The 20355-nt window shown below is 72.8% G+C and carries 21 protein-coding genes and 3 pseudogenes; 8 read left to right on the forward strand and 16 right to left on the reverse strand.

Annotated elements, in window-relative coordinates; genetic code table 11:
• Positions 1–596 (forward strand): annotated as a pseudogene (locus C2L58_RS49215) (hypothetical protein); the annotation flags it as partial.
• 2 nt (positions 597–598) lie between these two features.
• Here the strand turns inward: C2L58_RS49215 and ligD are convergent.
• Together ligD and C2L58_RS15280 are read right to left on the reverse strand one after the other, a co-directional pair.
• Positions 599–2599, reverse strand: a complete 2001-nt coding sequence (gene ligD / locus C2L58_RS15275; protein WP_103338238.1) for a DNA ligase D — start codon at positions 2597–2599, stop codon at positions 599–601.
• Between the two features lie 102 nt (positions 2600–2701).
• Positions 2702–3259, reverse strand: a complete 558-nt coding sequence (locus tag C2L58_RS15280) for a TetR/AcrR family transcriptional regulator (RefSeq protein ID WP_103338239.1) — start codon at positions 3257–3259, stop codon at positions 2702–2704.
• Positions 3260–3381: 122 nt separating this feature from the next.
• Between C2L58_RS15280 and C2L58_RS15285 the strand changes: the two genes are divergently transcribed.
• A complete protein-coding gene (locus C2L58_RS15285) occupies positions 3382–4086 on the forward strand; it encodes an alpha/beta fold hydrolase (RefSeq protein ID WP_103338240.1) in 705 nt (234 codons plus the stop codon).
• Position 4087: 1 nt separating this feature from the next.
• On the opposite strand, the gene C2L58_RS15290 is transcribed toward C2L58_RS15285, so the two are convergent.
• Entirely contained in the window at positions 4088–4966 is an 879-nt protein-coding gene (locus tag C2L58_RS15290; RefSeq protein ID WP_103338241.1) for an RNA polymerase sigma-70 factor, read from the reverse strand.
• A gap of 160 nt (positions 4967–5126) precedes the next feature.
• Between C2L58_RS15290 and C2L58_RS15295 the strand changes: the two genes are divergently transcribed.
• Positions 5127–5600: a carboxymuconolactone decarboxylase family protein gene (locus C2L58_RS15295; protein ID WP_103338242.1), complete on the forward strand. Its 474-nt coding sequence runs from the start codon at positions 5127–5129 to the stop codon at positions 5598–5600.
• A gap of 45 nt (positions 5601–5645) precedes the next feature.
• Entirely contained in the window at positions 5646–5849 is a 204-nt protein-coding gene (locus tag C2L58_RS15300) for a hypothetical protein (RefSeq protein ID WP_369904189.1), read from the forward strand.
• Here C2L58_RS15300 and C2L58_RS15305 read toward each other — a convergent pair.
• The gene (locus C2L58_RS15305) at positions 5842–6501 is read right to left on the reverse strand and encodes an HAD family hydrolase (protein ID WP_233225736.1); all 660 of its coding nucleotides are present in this window, start codon (positions 6499–6501) and stop codon (positions 5842–5844) included. The two genes, C2L58_RS15300 and C2L58_RS15305, sit on opposite strands and share 8 nt — an antisense overlap.
• 92 nt (positions 6502–6593) lie before the next feature.
• Between C2L58_RS15305 and C2L58_RS15310 the strand changes: the two genes are divergently transcribed.
• The gene (locus tag C2L58_RS15310; RefSeq protein ID WP_103338243.1) at positions 6594–7238 is read left to right on the forward strand and encodes a hypothetical protein; all 645 of its coding nucleotides are present in this window, start codon (positions 6594–6596) and stop codon (positions 7236–7238) included.
• Positions 7239–7263: 25 nt separating this feature from the next.
• Here the strand turns inward: C2L58_RS15310 and C2L58_RS15315 are convergent, their stop codons facing one another.
• Positions 7264–7719, reverse strand: a complete 456-nt coding sequence (locus C2L58_RS15315; RefSeq protein WP_103338244.1) for a DUF4383 domain-containing protein — start codon at positions 7717–7719, stop codon at positions 7264–7266.
• Positions 7720–7858: 139 nt separating this feature from the next.
• On the opposite strand from C2L58_RS15315, the gene C2L58_RS49815 reads away from it, so the two are divergent.
• Positions 7859–8017: a hypothetical protein gene (locus tag C2L58_RS49815; protein WP_014466937.1), complete on the forward strand. Its 159-nt coding sequence runs from the start codon at positions 7859–7861 to the stop codon at positions 8015–8017.
• A gap of 2 nt (positions 8018–8019) precedes the next feature.
• Here the strand turns inward: C2L58_RS49815 and C2L58_RS50430 are convergent.
• Together C2L58_RS50430 and C2L58_RS15320 are read right to left on the reverse strand one after the other, a co-directional pair.
• A pseudogene (locus C2L58_RS50430) lies at positions 8020–8145 on the reverse strand (DUF2188 domain-containing protein); the annotation flags it as partial.
• A gap of 114 nt (positions 8146–8259) precedes the next feature.
• Positions 8260–9057: pseudogene (locus C2L58_RS15320) on the reverse strand (manganese catalase family protein); the annotation flags it as partial.
• Positions 9058–9181: 124 nt separating this feature from the next.
• Between C2L58_RS15320 and C2L58_RS15325 the strand changes: the two are divergent.
• Positions 9182–9907 carry an ATP-binding protein gene (locus tag C2L58_RS15325; RefSeq protein WP_103338246.1) on the forward strand — a complete coding sequence of 242 codons (726 nt, stop codon included), beginning with the start codon at positions 9182–9184 and terminating at the stop codon, positions 9905–9907.
• A gap of 112 nt (positions 9908–10019) precedes the next feature.
• On the opposite strand, the gene C2L58_RS15330 is transcribed toward C2L58_RS15325, so the two are convergent.
• The 9 genes from C2L58_RS15330 to C2L58_RS15370 form a co-directional block, all read right to left on the reverse strand.
• Positions 10020–10745, reverse strand: a complete 726-nt coding sequence (locus tag C2L58_RS15330) for a hypothetical protein (RefSeq protein ID WP_103338247.1) — start codon at positions 10743–10745, stop codon at positions 10020–10022.
• A gap of 69 nt (positions 10746–10814) precedes the next feature.
• On the reverse strand, positions 10815–11066 hold the full coding sequence (locus C2L58_RS15335; protein WP_103338248.1) for a DUF2188 domain-containing protein: 252 nt from the start codon (positions 11064–11066) through the stop codon (positions 10815–10817).
• A gap of 74 nt (positions 11067–11140) precedes the next feature.
• Positions 11141–12007: a 4-hydroxyphenyl-beta-ketoacyl-CoA hydrolase gene (gene couO, locus C2L58_RS15340; protein ID WP_103338249.1), complete on the reverse strand. Its 867-nt coding sequence runs from the start codon at positions 12005–12007 to the stop codon at positions 11141–11143.
• A 15-nt stretch (positions 12008–12022) separates the two neighbouring features.
• Positions 12023–12916: a 3-hydroxyacyl-CoA dehydrogenase NAD-binding domain-containing protein gene (locus C2L58_RS15345; RefSeq protein ID WP_103338250.1), complete on the reverse strand. Its 894-nt coding sequence runs from the start codon at positions 12914–12916 to the stop codon at positions 12023–12025.
• Entirely contained in the window at positions 12913–14835 is a 1923-nt protein-coding gene (locus C2L58_RS15350; RefSeq protein WP_103338251.1) for an acetoacetate--CoA ligase, read from the reverse strand. The genes C2L58_RS15345 and C2L58_RS15350 overlap by 4 nt, the downstream gene beginning before the upstream one ends.
• The gene (locus tag C2L58_RS15355; protein WP_103338252.1) at positions 14832–15608 is read right to left on the reverse strand and encodes a crotonase/enoyl-CoA hydratase family protein; all 777 of its coding nucleotides are present in this window, start codon (positions 15606–15608) and stop codon (positions 14832–14834) included. The genes C2L58_RS15350 and C2L58_RS15355 overlap by 4 nt, the downstream gene beginning before the upstream one ends.
• Positions 15605–17143, reverse strand: coding sequence for an acyl-CoA synthetase (locus C2L58_RS15360; protein WP_103338256.1), 1539 nt, complete (start codon positions 17141–17143; stop codon positions 15605–15607). The genes C2L58_RS15355 and C2L58_RS15360 overlap by 4 nt, the downstream gene beginning before the upstream one ends.
• Positions 17144–17154: 11 nt before the next feature.
• Positions 17155–18261, reverse strand: coding sequence for an NAD(P)-dependent alcohol dehydrogenase (locus C2L58_RS15365; RefSeq protein ID WP_103338253.1), 1107 nt, complete (start codon positions 18259–18261; stop codon positions 17155–17157).
• A gap of 70 nt (positions 18262–18331) precedes the next feature.
• Positions 18332–19804 carry an aldehyde dehydrogenase family protein gene (locus C2L58_RS15370; protein WP_103338254.1) on the reverse strand — a complete coding sequence of 491 codons (1473 nt, stop codon included), beginning with the start codon at positions 19802–19804 and terminating at the stop codon, positions 18332–18334.
• A gap of 299 nt (positions 19805–20103) precedes the next feature.
• Between C2L58_RS15370 and C2L58_RS48650 the strand changes: the two genes are divergently transcribed.
• Complete coding sequence (locus C2L58_RS48650) at positions 20104–20244, forward strand: hypothetical protein (protein ID WP_233225735.1); 141 nt, start codon at positions 20104–20106, stop codon at positions 20242–20244.
• Positions 20245–20355 lie beyond the last annotated feature (111 nt).

A 20355-nucleotide genomic window follows, 5' to 3' on the forward strand; every position in this document is an offset into this window, starting at 1 on the left:
GGCAGGTCGGATCGGCGGGGCAGGCTGGGCAGGTCGGGTCGGCGGGGCAGGCTGGGCAGGTCGGGTCGGCGGGGCAGGCTGGGCAGGTCGGGTCGGCGGGGCAGGCCGGGGCGGGTGGGTCGGTGGGACCGGAGGGGTTGGCCGGGCTGGTCGGCCAGGCCGGGCAGGCCGGGCAAGCCGGGCTGGCAGGGGCGGCCGGGTCGCGGCCGGAGGCGGTGGTGCCGGACTCGGGGAGTATCGCGGGGGAAATTCCGGCGCCACGGCCGCAGTCCGGTGGGGTGGGGGAGCGGCCGGGTGTGCCGGAGGGCGCGCCGGTTGCGGCTTTGGCGGGGCAGGCGGCGGATGTGTCGGTGCCTGTGCCGGGAGCTGGTGGTGGGCCGGTTTCTTCGGGTGGGGTGCAAGCGGCGCAGCAGCCGAAGCATGCGCTTCGGCCCGAAGCGTCCGCGCCGGAAACCGGCGGTGTTCCCCGAACTCGTGAACCGGAAGCCGAGGCGCCGCAACAGCAGCTGCAACAGCCGCCGCGGCAGTACGTGCAACCGCAGGCGGACTCCGGCGGGTTTGTCGGCGGCGTCAAGCGGCTTCTGCGGCGCGCCTGACCTCACCCCAGCGGCGCGCCGTCCTCGGCCAGCCCGGCCAGCAGGTCGCCGTGGTCTTCGATGCGGTCCAGGACGTCGTCCGCCGTGAACGTCAGGTGGTTCACGTGCCTGCACGCGCGGACCTCGTCCCACGTCACCGGGGTCGACGCCGTCGGGTGGTCGCGGCCGCGCAAAGAATACGGGGCCACCGTGGTCTTCGCCGGGTTGTTCTGGCTCCAGTCGATGAACACCCGGCCCGTGCGCTGGGCCTTCGCCATCACCGCCGTCACCGACTCCGGGGTCTCCTTCGCCAGGCGCTGGGCGAGCCGCTTGGCGTACGCCGACGGGGCCGCCGGGTCGTCCGTCCGGATTCCGCAGTAGAGCTGCATTCCCTTGGAACCCGACGTCTTCGCGTACGGGGTCAGCCCGTCGGCCACCAGGGCGTCGTGGAGGCGCTCCGCCACCCGGCAGCAGTCGACGATCGTCGTGCCCGGGCCCGGGTCCAGGTCGAACACCAGCCGGTCCGGAGGACGGCGGGTGCCCGAATCCACCGTCCACTGGGGAACGTGCAGCTCGAGCGCCGCCATGTTCGCCGCCCACACCAGGCCCGGGAGGTCGTCCAGGAGCGGGTAGTCGATCGTGCCGCCCGTGCCGGCCAGGCGCACCGTGCGCAGCCAGTCCGGGGCACCCTTCGGGACGTTCTTCTCGAACCACTTCTGGCCGTCGACGCCGTTCGGGTAGCGGATGAACGTCACCGGCCGGCCGGCGAGGTGCGGCAGCAGCACCGCCGCGACGCGGGAGTAGTAGTTGATCACCTCGCCCTTGGTGAACCCGGCCGCCGGGTACAGCACCTTGTCCAGATTGGACAGGGTGAGCCGCCGGTCGCCGGCCTGGACGGTGATCCGCTGGCCCGCCGGCTCGGGCGAAGGCGACGACGAAGACGAAGGCGCGGGCGCGGGTGGCGAGGGAGAAGCCGGTTCGTGCGGAACCGCGCGCGGCGCCAGGACCTCGGCCGGGTCCTTGTCGTGGCGCAGGCCCCGCCAGGCGGTGTGGCGGACGCGGCCGCCGCGGGTGAACTGGCGGTAGACGATCTCGCCGACCAGCTGCGGCTCCACCCAGCGGGCGCGGACGGTGTCCTCCCGCGGCGGCGTCGTCACGAACGGGTGCGTGCGCCGCTCCATCGCCCGCAGCTGCGCCTGCAGGTCGTCCCGGGTGGCCTGGCTGAAGCCGGTGCCGACGTCGCCGATGTAGACCAGGTCGCCGGTGCCGGGGTCGTGCGCGCCGAGGAGCAGGCCGCCGAGGGTGCCGGTGAAGCTGCGCTGGCCGGGGCGCCAGCCGCAGACGATCACCTCCTGCGTCCGGACCAGCGGGTGCTTGAGCCACGAGTCCGGCCGCTGCCCGGGCAGGTAGGCCGACGAACGCAGTTTCGCGACGACCCCTTCGTACCCGGCGGACGCCGCGTGGGCGAGGAAGTCCGCGGGTGTGCGGCGGTCGGCGGCGAGCTCGTCGAAGGTGACCGCGCGGACCACCGAAACCCGGTAGGGATCGGGCATCGGCAGCTCGGCCAGCAGGCGGCGGCGCTCGTCGTACGGCGTGGCGAGCAGGCTCCGGTCGCCGAGGCGGAGCAGGTCGAAGGCCAGGAACCGGACCGGGACGTCGGTGAACTCCCGCCCCTTCGGCCCGCTCTGGTGCCGGACGTAACGGCCGCGGCGCTCCTGCATCCGCTCGAAGTCGATCCGGCCGTCTTCGCCGTAGACGACGATCTCGCCGTCCAGGTAGGCGGCGCGGCCGTCCAGCGCGGGGGTGAGCACGCCCGCGAGGTCGCGGAATTCCGCGGTGAAGTCGATGTTGTTGCGGCTGGTGAGCACGGTGGTGCCGTCCGGGGCGATCCGCATGGCCGCCCGGTAACCGTCCAGTTTGTACTCGTAGGCCCACTCCGGGCCGCTGCGCAGCCGTCCGCCGTCGGCCTTGGCGAGCATCGGCTCCACCCAGGCCGGGACGTGCGACGCGTCGTCTGCCGCCATTTCGGACCTCCGTCACCTTCCGCGCCCAAGGTAACCCGTTCGGCCTAGGTTAGCCGGGTTTGTGCAGGTGAAAGCGGCTTGAACGCCTGTTCGGCGCGCCGCTCAGGCCGGCAGGAAGTCGTCGACGGCCCGGCGCAGGGTGGCGCGCACCTTGCCGGCGTCGTCGAGTTCGCCGCCGTGCAGGGCGCCGTCGCGCAGCAGGACGAGCACGCGGGCCGCGTGGTCCGGTTCCGGGTGGCCGAGGTCCGCCGCCTGGTCGCGCAGGACGCCGAAGAACCACTCCCGGTGGTCGTCGATGACCCGGCGGACCCGGTTCTCCGGATCGGGGTACTCGGCGGCGGCGTTGAGGAACTGGCAGCCGCGGAAGTCGTCCCCGCACGTCGCGTCGCCGACCACCGCCATGGTCTCGGCCAGCGCCTCGCGCGGCGGCTTGCCCGCCCGCGCCGCGTCGACCGCCGCGCGGATCTGGCGGCTGGTCTCGGCGAGGTAGGCCGCGACCAGGTCGTCCTTCGTGGGGTAGTGGCGGTAGAAGGTCGCCCGGGTCACGGCCGCCTCGGAAACCAGGCGTTCCACCCCGACGGCGTGGATGCCCTCGGCGTAGAAGAGGCGGGCGGCGGTCGCGAGCAGCCGGTCCTTCGGGTGCGGCTCGGCAGTCCTCATCCCCCCAGCATAGAGAAAGACCGATCGTTCTGCCAGATCGGCTTCGTCACATTGCCACGGCGGCCCGGAAGGTCCAGAGTAGCTAGCAGAAAGACCGATCGTTCTCCCTGAAGGAGCCCGCCATGAGCAAGCCCACCATCGTCCTGGTCCACGGCGCGTTCGCCGACTCGTCCAGCTGGACCGGGGTCGTCGCGAAGCTGCAGGAGCAGGGCTATCCGGTCCTCGCGGTGGCGAACCCGCTGCGGGGCGTCGAGTCCGACGCGGCCTACGTGAAGGACGTCGTCGACAGCGTCGAAGGCCCGGTCGTCCTGGCCGGCCACTCCTACGGCGGCGCCCTGATCACCCGCGCGGCCACCGACGCCCCCAACGTCCGCGCCCTGGTCTACATCGCCGCGTTCCAGCCGGACGCGGGCGAGAGCGTGTTCGAGCTGTCCGGCCGCTACCCGGGCGCCAAGCTCGGCCCGGAGACCACGGACGTCCTCGAGCACGACGGCGAGCCCGAGCTGTCGATCAAGCCGGCGGACTTCGCCGAGGTCTTCGCCGCCGACGTCCCCGCCGCCACCGCGGCGATCATGGCGGTGACCCAGCGGCCGGTCGCGCAGCAGGCGCTCGCCGCGCCGTTCGAGGGCACCCCGGCGTGGACGAAGCTGCCGTCGTGGACGCTGGTCGCGAACCAGGACAACGCGATCCCGGCCCAGGCGCAGGAGTTCATGGCCGAGCGCGCGTCGTCGACGGTCCGCCGGATCGACGCCTCGCACGCGGTCGCGGTGTCCCGGCCGGACGTCGTCGCCGAGGTGATCCTCGCCGCCGCGGCCGACGTCGAGTGAGTCAGCGGCACAGGGCGGTCGCCTCGTCCAGGCGCGACAGCTTCTCCGGGTTGCGCACGGCGTAGAGGCCCGTGACGAGCCCGTCGTCGACGCGGACCGCCACCACGGTGTCGACCTCGCCGCCGCGCCGCAGGATCAGCGCCGGGAAGCCGTTGACCTGGGCCGCTTCCAGGGTGCCGGCGGCGAGGTTGCCCAGGCCGGCGGCGAGCAGGCGGGCCACCTCTTCGGCCCCGGAAACGGGCGAGAGCACCGCCTGCACGACCCCGCCGCCGTCGCCGAGGAACACGACGTCCGGCGCGAGGACGTCGAGCAGCTCCCGCAGGTCGCCCGTCTCGGCGGCGCGCCGGAACGCTTCGAGGGCGTCCCGGGTCGCCGCCGGCGAGACGGCCCCGCGCGGCCGGCGCGCCGCGACGTGGGAGCGGGCCCGGTGCGCGATCTGGCGCACCGCGGCCGGGCTCTTGCCGACGGCTTCGGCGATCTCGTCGTAGCCCAGGTCGAACACTTCGCGCAGCACGAACACCGCCCGCTCGGCCGGTCCGAGCGTCTCCAGCACCAGCAGCATCGCCATCGAGACGCTGTCGGCCAGCTCGACGTCCTCGGCGACGTCGGGCGTGGTCAGCAGCGGCTCGGGCAGCCACGGCCCGACGTAGGACTCCTTGCGCCTGCCGAGCGCCCGCAGCCGCATCAGCGCCTGCCGGGTGGTGATCCGGACCAGGTACGCGCGCCGGTCCCGCACCGCGGCGAGGTCCACCCCCACCCACCGCAGCCACGTCTCCTGCAGGACGTCTTCGGCGTCGGCGGCCGAGCCGAGCAGCTGGTAGGCGACGGTGAACAGCAGGTTCCGGTGGGCGAGGAAGGCCTCGGTGGCGGGATCGGCCATGGGGTCGCGCCTCTTTCGTTCGCGGGTTTCCCCTCCAGATGCCGGACGACGCCGCGGTGTGACAGTGATCGTCGTCACCCGGCCAGGGTGTCACGGGGTGCGGGGCCGCCGGCATCTCGTGGTCGTCCGCAGAGACCGCACCACGAGTGAGGACGACGTCATGGAACCCCGTTTCACCCTGACCGATAACGAAATCGGCGCCAAGTTCGCCAAGCGGTTCGGCACCGCGAGCCTGGCCATCGTCCAGTCACCGCTGGACAAGGTCACGCGGGAGCTGGTGTCGCTGCGCGTCAGCCAGATCAACGGCTGCGGCTGGTGCGTCGATGTCCACACCAAGGAGCTGGCGGCCGCCGGGGAGGCGGGCGTGCGGATCAACCTGGTCGCGGCCTGGCGCGAGGCCACCGTCTACACCGAGGCCGAGCAGGCGGCGCTCGCGCTGGCCGAGGAGGGCACCCGGATCGCCGACGGCGCTCCCGGCGTCTCCGACGACACCTGGGCCCGGGTGCGCAAGCACTACGACGACGACCGGACCGCCGCGCTGATCGCCCTGGTCGCGCAGATGAACTCGGCCAACCGGCTCGCGGTGATCATCCACCAGAAGGGCGGCGGGTACGAGCCGGGCACGTTCGGCTGAGGCGCCGGTTCGTGCTTCGCTGGGGGACATGACGAAGGCGGAGCGGTGGCGTCGGTACTGGGACCGCAAGTCCACGGGAGAGGCCTGGAGATCGCGGTCAGGACCGGACTGAACCTCCCCGGCTACCCCGCGGGAGTGACGCTCACCGGCGTCGACCTCAGCGAAGGGATGCTCGCCATCGCCATCGCCCGCGGGCTCGGCCACCCCGGTGACCCTGCGCGAGGGCTGGTGGCCGGCAAGGTCAGCTGATCAGCACGCTCTCGTCCAGCCCGGCCAGGATCGCCGCGGCGTCGTCGTAGATCGCGACGGCGCCGGCGTCGGTCAGCTCTCCCGCGCCGACGCCGCCGGAGAGCACCGAAACCGTGCGCACGCCGGCCTTGGTGGCGGCGTGGACGTCCCAGACCGCGTCGCCGACGAAGATCGTCTCCTCCGGCGTGGTCCCGGCCTTCTCGAGCGCGGCGAACACCGGCTCCGGATCGGGTTTCGTCGCTTCGACGTCGTCGCCGGAAACGATGCCCGCGACCACGTCGTCGACGTCGAGGACGCGGCGCAGCTCCTCGAGCTCGTCCGGCGCCGCCGACGTCGCCAGCACGACGCGGATCCCGCGGCCCGCCAGGGTGCGGATGAGGTCGGGGGCGCGGTCGAACGGCCGCAGCAGATCGGCCGTCTCCAGGTAGAAGCGGCTGTGCAGCTCCTTCGCCTCGTCGCCGATGCGGCCGGCGTCTTCGTCGCCCAGCAGGGTGCTCAGCAGCTTGCCGGACCCCTTGCCGATCGCGCGGTGCACGCGCCAGGAGTCGACGTTCCGGTCCAGCGCGTGGAACGCCCGGCGCCAGGCGTGGACGTGGAGGTAGTTGGAGTCGACGAGAGTGCCGTCGACGTCGAACAGGACCGCGGTGGCGATGGCTGGCTCCTTGAGGTCGGTGCGGTTTCCCGGTGCTCCGCGCGGGTACCGGGAGGGGTGATCCGAATACCCCGGCTCGGCGGGATGTACACATGACCGGCCTCGTCTCGGCGGGCTTCCGCGGGCTGGCGGCGCTGCGGCGCGCCCCGGCCTTCCACCCGGTGGGCGTGGTCCGGCACGGCGAACTCCGGCCCGTCGCCGGCGACCTGCCGTGGCCGGCCGGGCCGGCGCCCGTCGTCGCCCGGCTGTCCAAGGGCGCCGGCACCCCCGGGCGGCTGCCGGACGCGCTCGGGCTGGCGGTGCGGATCCCCGGCGCGGGCCGCGACGGCGGGCCGTGGGACATCCTGCTGACGACCGCGGGCAGCGGGCACGTCGGGCGGATGCTGCCCCGGCCGGCGGCCGCGTGGACGCGCGGCGCCTACAGCAGCCTCGTGCCGTACCGCCGGGCCGACCGGCTCGTCTGGCTGGGGGCGTGGGCGGAGCCGGCGTCGCCGCGGATCGAAGCGTCCCTCGACGCGGCCCGGGCGACGGGAACGTGGGAGTTCGTGCTCCGGACCGGCCGCGAAGACGGGCGCTGGTGCGACAGCGCCGTGCTGACGCTGACGGAGACCGGCGGCGAGGCACCGGTGTTCGACCCGATGCTGAACCACCCGGACGGGCTGGAGTTCGCCCCGGACTGGCTGGGGCGGCTGCGAGAGCGGGCCTACGCGGGGAGCCGGGCCGGGCGGCCGTCGTGAACCGGCCGCCCGCCCCGGCGCCCGGTCACCGCGAGTCGGCGACGGGACTGCGCGTGGCGCCCAGCGGGATCAGGCCGAGCGCGATCATCCCGACGCCCAGGCCGAAGTGCAGCCAGTTGTCGGCGGTGTTCACGGGAACGAAGTTGGCCGCGCTGCCCTGGTCGATCACCAGGCCGTAGAGCCACAGGACGAGGTAGACCACCCCGCCGCCGACCAGGAAGGCCCGGGCGCCGCTCGGCGTCCTCGCCAGGGCGAGCCCGGCGACGCCGAACGCGAGGTGCACGATGTTGTGCAGGATCGAAACGGTGAAGATGCCCAGGAGCAGGGCGCCGGAATGGTGCCCGGCCCAGGTGAGCATGTCGTAGTGGGTCGTCACGCCGGGGATGAACCCCAGCACGCCGACCAGCAGGAAAACCACTCCCACGATCGCGGCGAGGAGCTGGCGCGGGGTTCGCCGGACCTCGGTCTCCATCGATGCCATGGTCGTTCCCTCCCGATTCGGTGAGCGGGCCCTCGGCCGGGGACCCGCCGGGCGGGCGTGCCCGGCGGCGCGGCGGGCAAACGCGTTTCACCCCGCTTGCCGCCGGGTATGCCCGGGTTTCGCCCGATCGGAGGACGCGATGAGCACTCCCGAAATCGACCCGGTGACCGCCGAGAGCATGGAAGCCGACGCCGACATCGCCGGCGAGCACACCGAGCCGACGTTCCGCGACCAGGAGCCCCGCGCGGGCGACAGCGACGAAGAGGACGCCGACCGCGGGGGCATGCCCTCGGCGTGAGGTCAGGGCCGGGCCCGCGGGTAGGTCCGGCGCTCGCCGATCCGGCCGTCCTTGGTGTGGATGAAGTGGGCCGTGCCGCGCTTGATCGCGAGCTTGCGGCCTTCCGCGACGGCGTCGGACTTCGTCTCGGCGCTGCCGGACGCCCGCGTGTTGCCGACGACCTTGTTCTTCCAGACCGAGCCGTCGTGGAAGGTTTCGACGTCGCCGTCGGCCGGTTCGAGCGCGGGACCGCCGGCGGCTTCGTAAGTGCCGAAAAGGGCGGGGTCGGGTTTCGGTGCGGTGCCGGGGCCGCCGAGCGGTTCGGGGTCCATGAGGTATTCGATGCCGGCGTCGGTGGTCCAGCTGGTGCCCTTGGCGCCGTCGGGGCCGTCGGAGAGGTGCCAGATGGTGTGGTTGTGCGTTTGGTCTTCTACGTCGAGGAGGGCCTCGGGGACGATGTCGCCTTCCAAGCCGTCGGTTTTCAGTTCTTCGATGGCGGCGAGCCATTGTTTTTGGTGGACGGTGTCGCGGGCGAGGTTGAATTTGAGCATGGCTTTGACGCCGGGGTCGTCGGTCATGTTGTAGAGGCGGGCGGTTTGCAGCCGGCCCTGGGCTTCGGCGGCGGCGTTGGCGCGGAAGTCGGCGAGGAGGTTGCCGGAGGCGATGATGTAGCGGCCGTTCCAGGGGTAGCCGTTGCTGTCGGCGGGCAGTGCCCCGCCGCCGGCGACGATCGCTTGCTGGACGTCCATGCCGCCGAGGGTGGCGGCCATGACGGGGTCTTTGACCGCTTCGGCGGTAACGGTGGCCGGGGCGCCTTCGAGCAATCGCGCGACCATGGTGGCGAGCATTTCGACGTGACCGATTTCTTCGGTCGCGGTGTCCATGATCAGGTCTTTGTACTTGCCTTCGATGCGGCAGTTCCAGCCCTGGAACAGGTACTGCATGGTGACGCTCAGTTCGCCGTAGGCGCCGCCGATGAGCTCCTGGAGTTTGCGGGCGTAGACGGGGTCGGGCTTTTCGGGCTTGGCCTCGAACTGCAGCAACTTCGTGTGACGGAACACATCGTCTCCCTTCCGAGCCCGCGGAGTTCCCCCGATCGGCCGCGTCAATCGGGGAAACGCCGTGTTTGACGGGTTCGGGAACGGCTATCCGATCGGGTGAACGTCGTGGAGGAGGTGGTCACCGGTGCTCGCCCGGCACAACTCGGTGTGGCTGGTGCCCCGGCACGGCGCACCGGCGAAGGCCTCGGTCGTCGGCGTGCTGGACCGGACGACGTACCCGGAGCTGCGCGACCGGCTGCTCGAATTCGCGGCCGACTCCGAGGACGGCGTCCTGATCGACGTCGAGCGCCTCGAACTGCGCGACCGGGCGCTGATCCGGGTGTTCGCCCTGGTCGCCCTGCGCGTCGGCGAGTGGCCGGCGATCCCGTTCGCGCTGGTGACGGGCCGCCCGGAACAGCGCGCGGCGCTGGCGGCGAGCGGCGTGCCGGTGTACGCGGACACCGCCACCGCGGAGTCGTCACTGATCCACCCGGCCCGGCGGAGGGTGGGCCGCCTGCTGGACCGATCGCCGCGCACGTCGGCGCGTGCCCGCGGGTTCGTCCGCGGGATGTGCGCCGAGTGGATGGTGCCGGAGCTGACCGAGGACGCCGAGCTGATCGCGACCGAGCTGGTCGAGAACACGCTCCGGCACACGGATTCGGCGCCCCGCCTGCGCTTGGAGCTGCGCCGCGGCACCCTGTTCGTGGAGGTCTCCGACGAAAGCCGGCGGCCGGCGGTGCTGCGGGAGGGCCTCGATCCGGCCCGGGCGGGGCTGGGCTTGCGGATGATCACCAAGGTCGCGAAGCGGTGGGGGAGCAGCGGGTCCCGTTCGGGCGGGAAGACGGTGTGGGCCCAGCTGGCCCGCCGCTGAGCCGCTGACGACTCGGGTGCGCCGCCCGCCCCGCAGCCGCTCGTGAGTGGTAAAGCGGGTTCTAACCCGCCTTACCACTCACGACGGTGACCGGCTTGCTCGTCTGACAGGGTCAGGAACCCGGGCCGGAGTAGATCTCGGCTGCCGGGGGCTCCGAGACCGTCGTCGGCTTGTTCCAGTCGCCGAACTCGATGGCGCCGTTCTTCGGGTCCGCCATGCGCAGCAGGTAGTGGGGCTCGGTCGCGGCCACCGTGGCCGTGCCGTCCGTGCTCGAGAAGGTCAGCGCCGGTGCGCCCGCGAGCGTCGTCGGCTCGCCCGGCTTGAAGGTCGTCTTCTGCAGCTCGCCCAGCGTGCCCTCGGTGAACGACTTGTAGTCGAGGAACACCTTGAACGCGTCCGCGATGCCCTCGCCGATCTTGGCCTTCGACGACACCCACTTGCCGGTGAGCTGCTTGGCCGCGGAGGCCGGGACGCCGGCCTGCTTCACCAGCGAGTCGCTGAACTTGAAGTAGTACTTCTCGCCGATCCGCAGGACGGAGATCTCGGGGCCGTCCTTCACCACCGTGCCGCTCGCGCTGTCCGGGTTGAGCTGCAGGTCGAGGTTGATGGCGCTGCCCTCCTGGGCCATCGTGCCCTTGACGTGCACGGCCGAAGCCTGCTTGGCGGCGTCGGAGATCGCGGCGCCCACCTTGGCGGCGTCGAGGGCGGGGGTCGCCGGAGCCGTGGACGACGCCGGGGTGGTCGAGCCGGCCGCGGCCGGGGTGCTCGGGGTGCCAGCGCAGCCGGCGAGGGCGAAGGTACCGGCCGTGAGGAGCGCGGCCAGGCGAAGGCGAGGCATGGGTGATCCGTTCGTGAAGGCCGGGGCGTCCCCGGACACGAACGGGCTATCGTCCGAACGGGTGTGGTGTTACAGCGCCCGTGACTGAGCGCCGTCGCCGCGGTCGGTGCGCCGGGCGCCGGGGCGGAAGTCGCGTTCGGTTTCGACGTCGCCTTCCGGCGTGTGGACGAAGTGCCCGACCCGGCGTTTCCGCGCGATCTGCCGCCCCGCCAAAACGGCGTCGACGCGGCGGGGGGAGGTGTTGGACGCCCGGCGGCCGCCTTCGACGCGGTTCTTCCACAGTCCGTCTTCGTAGTAGGTGTGCACGTCACCGTCCGCCACGACGCCGCCTCCCATCGTGAGTGCTGGAAGGCTGCGGATGCCCGGGGACGTAGCGGACAAACGTTATCCGGCGTTCAAGACAGCCCGAGTACTTCGATGGCGTTGTCCTTGAGGATCAGCGGCCGCACCTCGTCCTTGATCTCCAGCTCGGCGAAATCGGCGAGCCAGCGGTCCGGGGTGATCACCGGGAAGTCGGACCCGAACAGGACTTTCCGCTTCAGCAGGGTGTTGGCCGCGCGGACCAGCTGCGGCGGGAAGTACTTCGGCGACCAGCCCGACAGGTCGATGTACACGTTCGCCTTGTGCGTCGCGACCGAGATCGCTTCGTCCTGCCACGGCACCGACGGGTGCGCCAGGATCACCGTCAGGTCCGGGAAATCGGCGGCGACGTCGTCGAGCAGCATCGGGTTCGAATAGCGCAGCTTGATGCCGTGCCCGCCCGGCAGGCCGGCGCCGATGCCGGTCTGCCCGGTGTGGAACAGGGCCGGGACGCCCAGCTCGGCGATCGCCTCGTAGAGCGGGTAGTACCGGACGTCGTGGGGCTCGAAGGCCTGCAGGCTCGGGTGGAACTTGAACCCGCGCACCCCGTGCTCGCCGACGAGCCGCCGCGCGCGCAGCACGGCCGCCTTGCCGGCGTGCGGGTCGACCGAGCCGAACGGGATGAGCACGTCCGCGTGCTCGGCGGCGGCGTCGGCGATCTCCTCGCTCGAGAGCGCCGGGTGCCCGGTCGCGGCCGGCGCGTCGACCGTGAAGACGACGGCGGCCATCTTCCGGGCCCGGTAGTGCTCGGCGATCGCGGTCACCGTCGGCGTGCGGTCCTGGCCCGCGCGGAAGTACTTCTCGGACGCGTCCAGAAGTTCCTGGTCGAGGGCGAAACAGCCGTGGCCGTCCTGCTCGACGTGGGTGTGGACGTCGATGGCGGTCAGGGAGGAAGGGTCCACGAAGAGCTCCAGGGGTCAGGGCAGGTCGGGCTGCGCGGCCTTGGCGGCCAGCAGCTGGTCGAGGACGGCGTCGCGGGCGGCGACGAGCCGGTCGTGGTCGGTGCCGGCCAGTTCGGCGTCCACGCCGGCGACGAGGGACTCGGCGAGTTCCGGCGTCAGGTGGACGCGGCCGAGGTCGCGCCACCACTGTTCGGTGGGCGGCCCGAGGTGGCGCAGGACGTGCGCGAGCCCGCCCGCGCCGCCCGAAAGGTGCTGGTTGGCGAACGGGCCGAGCACCGCCCAGCGCAGGCCGGGCCCGTGGGCGATGGCGGCGTCGATGTCGGCGACCGTCGCGACCCCGCGTTCGACGAGGGAGTACGCCTCCTGCCACAGCGCGGCCTGCAGCCGGTTCGCGACGTGGCCGGGCACCTCCCGGGTCAGCCGGATCGGCCGCTTGCCGACCGAGGAGTAGAACGCCATGGCCCGGTCGACGACCTCGGGCGCGGTCTCGCGGCCGGGCACGACCTCGACGAGCGGGATCAGGTGCGGCGGGTTGAACGGGTGCCCGACGACGACCCGCTCGGGGTGGCGCGGGCAGCCGCGGGCGATGACGCTCGGCAGCAGCCCGGACGAGCTGCTCGCCAGGATCACGTCCGGCCGCGCGGCTTCGTCGAGGACGGCGAACAGCGCGTGCTTGACGTCCTCGCGCTCGGGCCCGTTCTCCTGGACGAAATCGGCGGCGGCGGCCGCTTCGCCGGCGTCGGCGACGAACCGCAGCCGATCCGTCCGCGCGTCTCCGAGGGCACTCCGCAACCGCTCCTCGGCGCCGGGCGCCGGATCGGTGGCGATGACGTCGAGGCCCTGCCCCAGGAAGAGGGTGGCCCAGCCGGCCCCGATCACGCCGGTCCCGACGATCGCGACGGTCGTCATGCGCGCTCCAGGCGGAAGGCGTCGAGGGAGGCGGGATCGGCCAGCACGTCCCGGCCGACGACCTCGCCGACCGGGGCGCCGCGCAGGAGTTTCTTCACCGGCAGCTCCAGTTTCTTTCCGGTGCGGTTGCGGGGGATCGACGGCACGGCGGTGATCGCGTCCGGCACGTGCCGCGGCGAGAGCGCGGTCCGCAACGCCGACGCGATCTTGCCGCGCAAGGCGTCGTCGAGTTCGGCGCCGGACCGCAGCGCCACGAACAGCCGGAGGTCGCCGTTGCCGCCCGCGGGGTCTTCGAGGTGCACGACGAGGGAGTCCTCGACCTCCGGGAGTTCCTCGACGACGGCGTAGAACTCGGCGGTGCCCAGCCGGACGCCGCCGCGGTTGAGGGTGGCGTCGGAGCGGCCGGCGATGACACAGCTCCCCTCGGGGGTGAACCGGACCCAGTCGCCGTGCCGCCAGACGCCGGGGTAGGTCGAGAAGTACGTGTCGCGGTAGCGCGCACCGGAGTCGTCGCCCCAGAACCCCACCGGCATCGACGGCATCGGGGCGGTGATCACCAGTTCGCCCAGCTCCCCGACGACTTCGGCGCCGTGCTCGTCGAACGCCTTCGCGTCGACGCCGAGGCAGGGGCCGGAGATCTCGCCCGCCCGGACCGGCTGCAGCGGGCCGCCCTGGACGATGCCGCTGCACACGTCGGTGCCGCCGCTGCCGACGTTGAGCAGGACGCCCGGGAACCGCTCATGCACCCAGTGGAAGCCCTCGGCGGGCAGTGGGCTGCCGGCCGCACCGAGCTGCCGCAGCGCGGAGAGGTCGTAATCGGCGGCCGGGTCGAGGCCCGCTTTCCGGCACGCCATCAGGAATCCCGGGCTCGCGCCCATCAGCGTCGCCCGCGTCTCCTCGGCCAGGCGCCACTGCCAGGCCAGGTCCGGGTGCAGCGGGTTGCCGTCGACCAGGACGATCGACGCGCCGGTGAGCAGCCCCGAGACCAGCGCGTTCCACATCATCCAGGCCGTGGTGGAGAACCACAGGATCCGGTCGCCGGGGCGCAGGTCCCAGCTGAGGCCGTGGTTCTTGAGGTGCTCCAGCAGGATGCCGCCGTGGCCGTGCACGATCGCCTTCGGCTTGCCCGTGGTCCCGGAGGAGAACAGCACGCACAGCGGGTGGGCGAAGCCGACGGGCTCGAACCCGGGCGCACTCTCGGTGAGCAGGTCTTCCCAGGAGAGCGTGCCGGGCAGGTCGTGGTCGCCGTAAGGGACGTGCACGACGTGCTCGGCGGTGGGCAGGCCGGCGCGGATTTCGGCGACCTCGGCGCGGCGGTCGACGTCCTTGGCGCCGTAGCGGTAGCCGGACACCGTCAGCAGCACCCGCGGCTCGATCTGGCCGAACCGGTCGACCACCGACCGGGCGCCGAATTCGGGGGCGCAGGAGGCCCAGATCGCGCCCAGGCTCGCGACCGCGAGGTAGGCGACCACGGCTTCCGGGATGTTCGGCAGGTACGCCACGACCCGGTCGCCGCGCCCGACGCCGAGCCGGGCCAGGCCCGCGCGGGCGCGCGCGACCTGGTCGCGCAGCTGGTCCCAGGTCAGCTCGGTGCGCTCGCGCGTCTGGGAGTAGGCGATGACCGCGGTGGCGCCGCCGGGCTCGTGGCCGAGGGCGTGCTCGGCGTAGTTGAGGGTCGCGCCGGGGAACCATTCCGTGCCGGGCATGGTCCGGTCGGGCACCACCGCGGCGGCCGGGGTGTGCAGGCGGACGCCGAAGAAGTCCTTGATCGACGACCAGAAGCCGTCGAGGTCGGTCACCGACCACCGGTGCAGGCCCGCGTAGTCGTCGAAGAAGTGCCCGCGGGCTTCCAGCCACCGCAGGTACCGGCCGATCTCGGTGGTTTCGCGGACGTCGGGGGCGACCGGGCGCAGGATCATCGGCCGACCTTCCCGGCGCGCTTTTCGAGGAACGCCTGCATCCGTTCCTTCGCTTCGGTGCTGCCACTGGCGACGGCGGCCATCAGCGCCTCCATCAGGTACCCCTCGGCCGGGTTGGCCTCCGCGATGCGGGGCAGGGCCTGCAGGACGGCGAAGTTCGTGATCGAGGAGTTCGACGCGATCTTGCGGGCCAGGCCGAGCGCGTGCTCGAGGCCGTTTTCGACGCGGTAGTGCGACAACCCGGCGGCGTGGCCCTCGTCGGCGTCGAGCACGCGGCCGGTGAGCATCATGTCGGCCATCCGGTGCGCGCCGATCAGCCGCGGCACCCGCACCGACCCGCCGCCGCCGACGAACAGCCCGCGCTGGCCCTCCGGCAGGGCGTAGAACGCCGAGGGTTCGGCGACGCGGATGTGCGCGGCGGCGGCCAGTTCCAGGCCGCCGCCGACGACCGCGCCCTTGAGCACGGCGACCACCGGGACGCGCCCGCGTTCGAGCCGCTCGAAGGCGCGGTGCCACATCATCGAGTGCTCCAGGCCCTCGAACGCGTCGCGCTCGGTGAGCTCGGAGAGGTCCAGCCCGGCGGAGAAGTGGTCGCCGACGGCGTCGAGCACGACGGCCTTGACCCCCGGCGGCGGGGCGCCGAAGAACGTTTCGAGGCCGAGCACGGTGGCGTCGTCGAGGGCGTTGCGCTTCTCGGGACGGGCCAGCCACAGCACGGCGATGTCGTCCCGCAGCTCCAGGCGCAGTGACGGGGGCAGCAGAGGCGTGGTCATGCGGGTCCGTTCGTGGTGAAGGTTTCGGCGGCGAGGGCGCGCAGTTCGACGCGGCGGATCTTGCCGGTGGCGTTGCGCGGCAAGGCGTCGGTGAACCGCACGTGTCTCGGCACCTTGTAGCGTGCCAGGTGCCGTTCGAGGTGGGCGCGGAACTGCGGTTCGTCCAGCTCGGCACCGGGCCGGACGACGACGAAGGCCACGCCGGCCTCACCCCAGCGCTCGTCGGGCACGCCGACCACGGCGCAGGCGTCGACGGCGTCGAGGCGGACGGCGACCGCTTCGATCTCGGCCGGGTACACGTTTTCCCCGCCGGAGATGATCATGTCCTTGACCCGGTCGACGACGTGGGCCCAGCCGTCGTCGTCGACGCGGACGACGTCACCGGTGCGGAACCAGTCGCCCTCGACGAAGCTCGCTCGCGATTCTTCGGGCCGGTTCCAGTAGCCGCCGAAGACGTGTGGGCCGCGCACCAGCAGCTCGGCCGGTGCCCCGTTCAATGCTCGGGGCGTGAGGTCGGGGCCGAGCGCCGCGACGTCGGTGAAGAAGTGCGGCACCCCGGCGGCGACCGGGTGGTCGAGCGTGCCCTCGTGGGTGGCCATCGAGACGCCCGGGGCGGCTTCGGTCATGCCGTAGCCCTGCAGGAGTTTCACGCCGCGGTCGAGCCACGCGCGGGCGACGCGCTCGGCCACCGGCGACCCGCCGTAGAGCACGCAGGTCAGCGAGCTCAGGTCGGTGCGGTCCCAGTCCTCGTGGCGGCACAGCATCTCCAGCATCGTGGGCACCGCGGAGAAGCTGGTGACCCCGGCCGCGCCGATCCGGGCGAGGATGGTGCCCGGGTCGAACTTGGCCACCGGTTCCACGCTGCCGCCCTTGAACAGCGTCGGCAGGGTGATCTGGCCGAGCCCGACGCAGTGGAACAGCGGCGCGATGCACAGCGCCTTGTCGGTGCCCAGGACGTCGAGGTGGGCGAGCTGGTTGACGGTGTTCCAGGTCAGGTTGCCGTGGGTGAGGACCGCCGCCTTCGGCCGTCCGGTGGTGCCGGAGGTGTAGAGCAGCAGGAACGGATCTTCCAGGTCCACCCGCGTTTCCGGCGGGGGACCGGCCTCGGCGATCGCCGCCTCGAAGTCCCCGTCGGCCGGGTCCGTGGCGAGCACGACGCCGCCCGGCAGTCCACCGGCCGCCGCGACGAGGTCCGTCGTGTCCGCGCTGTGCACGAGGGCCGACGCGCCGCTGTCGTCGAGCATGTACCGGATCTCCGTGGGGGCGAGCCGGTAGTTGAGCGGGACGAAGATCGCGCCGCAGCAAGCCGTGGCGAACAGCGTCTCGAACACGGTGATGTCGTTGACGCCGAGGTAGGCCACGCGGTCGCCGGGGCGCACGCCGAGCCGGATCAGCGCGCCGGCGAGGCGGGCGACCCGGTCGGCGAGCCCGGCGTAGGTCAGCGTCCGGTCCGCCTGCACGAGCGCGGTGCGGTCCGGGTTGATCCGCGCCCGGCGGGCGGGCCAGCTGCCGAGGCCGAAGTCGGGGAGGTGCACGGTCTTCTCCTTCACAGGCGGAGCACCGGTTTGATCGTCGTGCCGGCGAGCATGTCGTCCACTGCCTGTTGAATCTGCCCGAACTCGTAGTGGGTGACCAGCTTTTCGACCGGGAAGCGGCCCGCGGCGACCAGTCCGGCCAGGGTCGGCACCAGCGCCTGGGTCTCCGCGTCGCCCATGGTCAGGCCCACGACGTGCCGGCCGGGGAGCAGGAAGTTGACGTCCACGGGCACCTCGGTGCCGAACGCGGGCGCCCCGACGACGACCGCGGTGCCGCGCGCGGCCAGCGCCCCGATCGCCGTCCCGAGGACGCCGGCGTTGCCGGTGGTCTCCACGACGCCGTCGACCCCGCGGCCGCCGGTCAGCTTCCCGACCGTCTCGGCCAGGTCCTCGCCGCTGGTGTCGATCGTGTCGGTGGCGCCGAGTTCGCGGGCCAGCGTGAGCCGTGCCGCAACGCGGTCCACGGCGATGATCCGCGTCGCCGGCGTCAGGTGGGCGGCCATCACCGCCGACAGGCCGACCGCGCCGGCGCCGGTGACCAGCAGCGTGGCGCCCGGGCGCGGGGCGAGGACGTTCCACACGGCGCCGGCGCCGGTCATGATGCCGCAGCCGAGCGGGGCCAGCAGGTCCAGCGGCGCGTCGGCGGCGACCTTGACGACGCTGCGCTCGTCGGCGACGGCGTGCCCGGCGAAGCTGGACTGGCCGAAGAAGTGCCCGCCGAGCGGGGTGCCGCCGCGGGAGATCGGGGTCGTGCCGTCCGGGCGCCGGCCACCGAGCAGGTTGGCGGGCAGCCAGGTCTCGCAGTAGGCGGGGTGGCCGTCGCGGCAGTTCGCGCAGCCGCCGCAGGAGGTGTAGCTGAGCAGGACCCGGTCGCCGGCCCGCACGCGCGTGACGGCGGTGCCGGCCTCTTCGACGATCCCGGCGCCTTCGTGGCCGAGCACGCCGGGCAGCGGGAAGGGCAGCGCGCCGGCGGCGACGCCGAGGTCGGTGTGGCAGACGCCGGTGGCCACGATCCGCACCCGGACCTCGTCCGGCCGGAGCTCGTCGAGGGCCACTTCGCCGAGGGTGAACCCGGCGCCGGCGGACTCCACGACAGCCGCGGTGGTTCTGGTGGGCATGCAACTCCTCCTGGGTGGGCCCCTCGTGAGTGGTAAGGCGGGTTCTAACCCGCCTTACCACTCACGAGCGTCAGGCGAGGGAGATGACGACGGACTTCGTGCGCGTGTACGCGTCGAGGGATTCGGGGCCGTGCTCGCGGCCGTAACCGGAGTCCTTCACGCCGCCGAAGGGGATCGCGGGATCGAGCATCGCCCAGTCGTTGACCCAGACGATCCCGGCCTGCAGCCGGGCGGCGACGCGGTGCGCGCGGGCGAGGTTCGTCGTCCGCAGCCCGGCCGCGAGGCCGTAGGGCGTGCTGTTGGCCAGCGCGACCGCTTCGTCTTCGGAGGTGAAGCGCTGGACGGTCAGCACGGGACCGAAGATCTCCTCCCGGATCACCCGGGAGTCGTCGGGCAGGTCCGCGATCACGGTCGGCTGGAAGAAGAACCCGCCCTCGATGTCCGGCCGGCCGCCGCCGGCGACGATCCGGCCGCCGTCGGCGCGGGCCTGCTCGACGTACTGCTCGACCTTCGCCCGGTGCCGCTCGCCCGCCATCGGGCCGACCACCGTCGCGAGGTCGAACGGGTCGCCGACCGGCACCTGCGGTACGGCTTCGGCGAGCGCGGCCAGGATCGTGTCGTACAGCGCGCCGGCGACGAGCAGCCGGGGCCCGCCCATGCAGAACTGGCCGGTGTTGAACACGAACGCCTTGATCGCCGCGCCGACCGCCTGCTCGACGTCGGCGTCCTCGAACACGATGTGCGCCGCGTTGCCGCCGAGTTCCAGGGTGACCGGCTTCAGGTGCCGCCCGGCCAGGGCCGCCGCGTGCCGGCCGACCGCGGTCGAGCCGGTGAACGCGATCTTGTCCACCCCGGGGTGGCTCAGCAGGGTGTCCCCGATCTCCGAGCCGAAGCCGGTGACCACGTTGAGCACGCCGTCGGGCACGCCGGCCTCGGCGAGCAGCCCGGCCATCAGCAGCGCGCTGAGGGAGGTGTCCTCGGCCGGCTTGTGCACCACGGTGTTGCCCGCGGCCAGCGCGGGCGCGATCTTCGAGGCGGACAGGACCAGCGGGAAGTTGAACGGGGTGATCGCGGCGACCACGCCGAGCGGTTCGCGGCGGGTGTAGGCGTGCGCGGGGATCGGGACCGGCCGCGTCGCGCCGTCCAGGCCCTGCGCCAGGGCCGAGTAGTACTCGTACTGCTCGGCGACGGTCTCGACGTCGACGGCCCGGCACAGCGAGATCGGCTTGCCGACGTCGGCGCTCTCCAGGGCGGCGAGCTCGTCGGCGCGGGATCGCACCAGGTCCGCGACCCGGTGCAGCACGCGGGCGCGCTCGCGGGCCGGCGTCGCCGCCCAGCCCGGGGCGGCCTGCCGGGCCGCGGCCACGGCCGCGTCGACGTCGGCGGCCGTCCCGCGGGCGAGGGAGGTGAGGGTCCGGCCGGTGGCCGGGTCCACGGCGTCGAAGCGGGCCTCGGTTTCGGTCCACCGGCCGCCGATGAACAGCCGGCCCGGTTCGACGTCCGGGCGGGGCCGGGTGCCCGGCCTCTCGTCCACTGCGGTCATCGTCCGACTCCTCACTGAGCGGCAGGTATATCAGGAACCCTGAGATGCATCAGGATGCGGCGGGGAGCCCGTCCGTGTCAAGGGCCGCGCTCCGGGCCGGCCGCGGCGGGATTTCCGGTGCAAGTCTTTCGGGCATCCGTCAACCGATTCCCGTGTGGACGGACGACATTTTCAGCGGGGAAAAGGATGTCTCACCCGCGGCGCCCGGGACCCGTGACGACCGTGCGGGGTGGCCGCCCTGCGGGCCGGCGCGGCGGCCTGCGCCGCGCTCCGCCGACGGCCGGGTCGGGTACTCGATCGTGGACTCCTTCAACGCCGGCGGCCCGGCGTTCGGCGGGGCGAGCGCGATCCTCATCAGCCGCTCGCTCGACGGCGGCGACCACCGGGAAACCCCGGTCACCGCGCGCCGGGACACTTCGGCGCAGGTGCTCGACGACTAGTACTACAGGGCTAGATCTTTGCGTGTCGGTTCGTGATGCCGATCACTGGTTGTGCGACTATTTGCCGGTGACCATTCCTTCTGTGGGACAGGCTGACGTTGCGGGTGGTGT

It is taken from the genome of Amycolatopsis sp. CA-126428 (assembly GCF_002904335.1).
GTDB lineage: Bacteria > Actinomycetota > Actinomycetes > Mycobacteriales > Pseudonocardiaceae > Amycolatopsis.